The following is a 6,159-nucleotide window of genomic DNA, read 5'->3' as shown; positions in this document are numbered from 1 at the left end:
GTCCACCACCCCACACACCTCATCGAACGCACCCGCAAAAACCGGATACACCCCATACAACTCACGCCCCATCCCCAACCACTGCGCACCCTGACCCGAGAACACGAATCCGGTTCGGCCGGTGGTGCGGGGGACGGGGGTGAGCAGGCGGAGGCGGGCGCGGAGGGTTTCGCTCCCGGTGGCCACGGCCACCGCTCGGTGCGTGTGGGCGGTACGGGTGGTGGCGAGGGAGTAGGCGATGTCCAGGGGGTCGGGGGCGTCATCGCCGTCGGTGTGGTCGAGCAGCCGGGCGGCCTGTGCGGTGAGGGCCTGCGGGGTGCGGGCGGTCAGTATCCACGGCAGCGCGGGGACGGCGGTCGGCTGTGCGGCGATGTCGTCGGCACCGGCCGGGGCGTCGTCCTGTACGCCGCCGGGGTCCTCGGCGGGTGTCTGGGCGGGGGCTTCCTCCACGATCACATGGGCGTTGGTCCCGCCGAAGCCGAAGGAGGAGATACCGGCGCGGCGTGGACGCCCGGTGGCGGGCCAGTCGGTCTGCTCAGACAGCAACTGCACGGCGCCCGAGGACCAGTCCACATGCGGCGACGGCTCATCGACATGGAGGGTCGCCGTAGGTCGCCAGCAGCGCCTGCGCCTCGATCGGGTCACCGAGACGCGTACCGGTCCCGTGCGCCTCCACCGCATCCACCTCAGCAGGCGACAGACCGGCGTCCGCCAACGCCGCACGGATCACCCGCTCCTGCGACGGACCGTTCGGCGCCGTCAAACCATTACTCGCACCATCCTGATTCACCGCACTCCCACGCACCACCGCGAAAATCTGATGACCATGACGACGGGCGTCCGACAACCGCTCCACCAGCAGGAGTCCGGCCCCTTCCGACCAGCCGACGCCGTCGGCCCCGGCGCCGAACGACTTGCAGCGGCCGTCGGGGGCGAGGCCACGCAGGCGGGAGAATTCGATGAAGGCGACGGGTGTCGCCATGACGGTGGCGCCGCCCGCGAGGGCGAGGTCGCATTCGCCGTTGCGCAGCGCGCTCGCCGCCAGATGCAGTGCCACCAGCGACGACGAGCACGCGGTGTCCACCGTCACCGCCGGGCCCTCGAACCCGTAGGTGTACGACAGCCGACCAGCGGCGATGCTGCCCGCGCTGCCGCTGAACAGGTAGCCCTCGAACCCGTCCGGGGGCAGATGCGGGCGGGAGCCGTAGTCGCTGTACATCAGGCCGGTGAAGACGCCGGTGCGCGAGCCGCGCAGGGCGGTCGGGTCGATACCGGCGTGCTCGAACGTCTCCCACGCCGTCTCCAGCAGCAACCGCTGCTGAGGATCGATGGCGGTGGCCTCGCGGGGCGACATGCCGAAGAAGGCCGGGTCGAAACGGTCGGCGTCGTACAGGAACCCGCCTTCGCGCCCGTATGTCGTGCCGGTGCGGTCGGGGTCCGGGTCGTACAGCGCGTCGAGGTCCCAGCCGCGATCGGCGGGGAAGTCGCCGATCGCGTCGGTGCCGTCGGTCACCAACCGCCACAGATCGTCCGGGGAGGCGACGCCGCCCGGGTAGCGGCAGGCCATCCCGACGATCGCGATCGGCTCGTGCTGCCTGTCCTCGATCGCGCGCAGTTGCCTGCGTGCGTCACGGGCATCGGCGACGGCCTTCTTGAGATAGTCGCGGAGCTTGTCCTCGCCCGCCATGTGCTGTCAACTCCCCCTGCGTGGTGTGGTGGTCGGCCCGGTCGCGGCGGGTGGGCCGGACGGGTCGGATGGTGGGCCGGTTCGGTCAGGTCGTCCGGTCGAAATCGTCGACGAGGGCGAACAGTTCCTCGTCGGTGGCGGCCGTCAGGTCGTCCTCGGTGCCTGCGGCCCCTGCGGCGCCGTCGGCGGCGTCGAGGAGTTCACGGAGGCGGGTGGTGATCCGGCCGTGGGCCGACTCGTCGGACGCGGCGGTCTCGATGGCCGCCTTGAGCCGGGTCAGTTCCGCGAGGACGGCTTCGTCCGGGGCGGTCTCGTCGACGGCGAGCCGCTCGGCCAGGTGTCCGGCGAGAGCCCTGGGCGTCGGATGGTCGAAGACGAGGGTGGTCGGCAGGCGTGTCCCGGACTCGGCGCCGAGTTGGTTGCGCAGTTCGACAGCGGTGAGCGAGTCGAAGCCGAGCTCCTGGAGCGGCCGGTCCCCGTCGATCGCCGCAGGGTCGGTGTGGCCGAGCACCCCGGCGACCTTCTCGCGTACCAGGTCGAGCAGTGCGCGGTCCCGGTCGGCCGGGGACAGGGCGGCGAGCCGTGCCAGGAGGCGATGGCCGGTGTCCGGTGCGGTGGCGGTGCGGCGTTCGGGGGTCTTCCGTACGAAGCCGCTCAGCAGGGGCGGGGCCTGGTCGCCGAGGGAGGTCAGGGCCGGGGTGTCGAGCCTGGTGACGGCCAGGAGGCTTTCCCCGGCCGTCGGGGCGGCGTCGAGAAGGGCCAGGCCGTCGTCGGTGGCCAGCGGCAGCAGCCCGGAGCGGGCCAGACGGGCGAGGTCGGCGTCGCCGAGGGTGGCGCCCATCCCGTGGGAGGCGTCCCACAGTCCCCAGGCGAGGGACGTCGCGGCCAGTCCTTGCCCTCGGCGGTGTGCCGCCAAGGCATCCAAGTAGGCGTTCGCTGCAGCATAGTTGGCCTGACCTGCCGTACCCAGCAGGCCCGAAACGGACGAGAAGAGCACGAACGCCGACAGACCCATGTCCCGGGTCAGCTCATGCAGATGCCACGCCGCATCCACCTTCGGACGCAGCACAGCCTCGACGACTCACCAACACCAACCGCCGCACCCCATGCACCACCACCAAATGACGCGCCACCAACGCACCCAACCCACCCGTACCACCCGTGATCAGGACGGTTCCGTCTCCCCAGGGGGTGTCCGGGGCGAGGGTGGTTTCCGGGACGGTGAGGCGGGGGGTGAGCAGGGTCCCGGCGCGGATCGCGGACTGCGGCGGTGCCGCTGCCACCGCCCGGGCCAGCAGCGCCTCGGTGAGGTCGTCCGCCACGTCCAGGAGCTGGATGCGGCCCGGGTGCTCGGTCGCGGCGGCGCGCAGCAGGCCCCACAGCGGTGCGTGGGCGAGGTCGGTGACGTCCTCGTCGGCCGTGGTGGCGACGGCGCTGCGGGTCACGACCACCAGGCGGGTCCCGGCGAACCGTTCGTCGCCCAGCCACGCCTGGACCTGCGCGAGGGCGCGGCGCGCCGCGATATGCGCCGCCGCGGGCGGGGCGGTGTCCGGCCCGGGGGCGGCGGTGTGCGGTGCCAGCAGGACCGCGGGGGCGGGGGCGCCCTCGTCCACGGCGCGGACCAGCGCCGCGAGGTCCGGGTAGGCGGCGAGGTGCACGGCGGCCTTGCCGAGACCGGCCGTCGGGCCGACGACCGCCCAGGGCTCCGCCACGGCGGGCGCGGGTGCCCCGTCCTCGGACAGCGGGGTCCATCCGACCCGCAGCAGGCCGTCGACTCCGCTACGGCCCGCGGACCGCAGCGCCGCCACGGAGAGCGGGCGCAGGGTCAGTCCCGCGACGGTGGCGACGGGCGTGCCGGTGGTGTCCGCGAGGGTCAGGGCCACCGTCCGGGAGCCGTCGTCCGCGGCGGCCGCGGCGGCGCCGGTGAGGCGGACGCGGAGCGCGGTGGCGCCGGTGGCGTGGACGGTGGCGTCTGCCCAGGCGAACGGCAGCACGGCGATGCCTTCCGGCCGGGCGACGCCGGGGAGCAGCGGGTGCAAGGCCGCATCGAGGAGGGCCGGATGGAGGGTGAAGCCGTCGCCCTCGGCGCGCCGGTCGTCGTCGAGGGCGACCTCCGCGTAGAGGTCGTCCCCGGCGATCCACAGCCGTCGCAGGTTGCGGAAGGCGGGCCCGTAAGCGAAGCCCTGGTCGGCGAGGTGCTCGTAGACGCCGGTCAGATCGGTTTCGACGGCGCCGGGCGGCGGCCAGTCCGCCAGACCGGCCTCCTGGGCGCCGTCCGGGGAGTGGCCGGGGGCGCCGTGCAGGGTGCCGTGGGCATGGAGGGTCCACTCGGTGTCCAAAGCCGCGTCGTCGGGCCGGGCGTGAATCCGCACGGCACGTACGGTGTCCCCGCCGTGGGCCTCCGGGGCACCGACGGACACCTGGAGATGTACGCCGCCCTGCTCGGGCAGGGCCAGGGGGGCGGCCAGGGTCAGGTCGCCGACCGTGGTGGCGCCGAGTTGCTCCCCCGCTCGCAGGGCGAGTTCAAGGAGACCGGCGCCGGGGACGAGGACCGTGTCGGCGATGGTGTGGTCGGCCAGCCAGGGATGTGTGCCGCGGGCCAGGCGGCCGGTGAAGAGCTGCTCGTCACGGTCGGCGAGGGCGAGGGCGGCGCCGAGCAGTGGGTGGTCCGTCTCCACGAGCCCGAAGCCGGTGGCATCGCCGGTGGTCCGCGGCCCGTCGAGCCAGTACCGCTGTCGCTGGAAGGCGTACCCGGGCAGGGCGGTTCGGCGGGCTGCGGGGAAGACGGTGTCCCAGCGCACCTCGGCACCGCGGGCCGCGAGCAGCCCCAGCGCCGACGCCCAGGTCCGCGCCTCGGAGCGGCCCTTGCGCAGGACGGGGGCGACGGCTCCACCCGCACCATCCGCCTCGGCGTCCGTGTCGGCGGTCAGGGTTTCGGCGACCAGGGCGCTCAGTACGCCGTCGGGTCCCAGTTCGACCCATTCCGTGACGCCCCGGGCGGCCAGCAGCCGTACGCCGTCCGCGAAGCGGACCGCTTCCCTGATGTGGCGGGCCCAGTAGTCGGGCGAGGTCAGTTCCCCGGCGGTGGCGAGGTCGCCGGTGACGTTGGAGACGACGGGGATGCGCGGGGTGTGGAAGGTCAGCCCGGCGGCGACCGCGCGGAACTCCTCCAGCACCTCGTCCATGTGCGGCGAGTGGAACGCATGACTGACCGGCAGCCGTGTGGTCCGTGCGCCGCGCTCCTTCCACCGCGCGGCCAGCGCGTCCACGGTGTCGGCGTCGCCCGAGATGACGGTGGAGCGGGGGCCGTTGACCCCGGCGACGGCGACCTTGTCCCCACAGGCGGCGAGCGAGGCGCGTACCTCGTCCTCGGGCGCTCCGACGGCGGCCATCGCGCCGCCGTCGCGGGCGGTCTGCATCAGGCGGCCGCGTTCGGCGACGAGGGTGCAGGCATCGGCCACGTCGAGGACGCCCGCGAGGTGGGCGGCGGTGACCTCTCCGATGGAGTGGCCGAGCAGGTAGTCCGGGGTCAGGCCGTGGTGGGCGGCGAGCCGGAACAGCGCGGTCTCCAGGGCGAACAGGGCGGCCTGGGTGAAGACCGTCCGGTGGAGCAGCGCCGCCTCCGGCGCGTCGTCATCGGCGAAGAGCACGCTCCGCAGGGGCTGCGGGAGGCGGCGGTCGAGGTGGGTGCAGACCTCGTCGAACGCGGCGGCGAACACCGGGGACGTCTCGTACAGCTCCCGGCCCATCCCGAGCCGCTGGGCGCCCTGCCCGGTGAGCAGGAAGGCGGTCCGGCCGCGCGGCGCGGCGTCGGCGCGCAGCACGTCCGCGACGCTCTCGCCACGAGCCAACGCACCCAGGGTATCCAGGAGTTCACCGCGGTCGGCGGCGACGGCGACGGCCCGGTGGTCGTGCAGGGTGCGGGTGGTGGCGAGGGACCAGCCGGTGTCCGCAAGGCCCTGCTCGGGACGGTCCGTCAGATGCGCGCGCAACCGCTCCGCCTGGCCCCGCAGGGCGTCCTCATCGTGGGCGGAGAGCAGGAAGGGCGCGGGACCGGCGAGCGTCGGCGCCGTGTCCGACTCCTCCGCAGGCTCCTGGGCGAGGGCCTCCTCCACGATCACATGGGCGTTGGTCCCGCTGATCCCGAAGGAGGAGATACCGGCGCGGCGTGGACGCCCGGTGGCGGGCCAGTCGGTCTGCTCGGACAGCAACTGCACGGCGCCCGAGGACCAGTCCACGTGCGGCGACGGCTCATCGACATGGAGGGTCTTCGGCAGGGTGCCGTGGCGCATCGCCTCCACCATCTTGATGATGCCGCCGACGCCTGCCGCAGCCTGCGCATGACCGACGTTGGACTTCAACGAACCGAGCAGCAGCGGACGTTGGACATCGCGGCCCTGGCCGTAGGTCGCCAGCAGCGCCTGCGCCTCGATCGGGTCACCGAGACGCGTACCGGTCCCGTGCGCCTCCAC

Annotated in this window: 2 protein-coding genes and 1 pseudogene; all 3 read right to left on the bottom strand. The window is 73.6% G+C overall.

Annotated elements, in window-relative coordinates; genetic code table 11:
* Positions 1 to 1,684, bottom strand: a pseudogene (locus tag IF23_RS31790) (type I polyketide synthase); the annotation flags it as partial.
* 88 nt (positions 1,685 to 1,772) lie between these two features.
* Entirely contained in the window at positions 1,773 to 2,756 is a 984-nt protein-coding gene (locus IF23_RS35300) for a beta-ketoacyl reductase (protein ID WP_245655176.1), read from the bottom strand.
* On the bottom strand, positions 2,716 to 6,159 hold a 3,444-nt coding region (locus tag IF23_RS32310; protein ID WP_245655175.1), incomplete at its 5' end, for a type I polyketide synthase. The genes IF23_RS35300 and IF23_RS32310, both read right to left, overlap by 41 nt.

The organism is Streptomyces catenulae, from assembly GCF_000718015.1.
In the GTDB taxonomy this organism is placed as follows: Bacteria; Actinomycetota; Actinomycetes; order Streptomycetales; family Streptomycetaceae; genus Streptomyces; species Streptomyces catenulae.
Note: the sequence above shows the minus strand (reverse complement) of the source record. Positions and strands in the feature narration are given on the sequence as shown.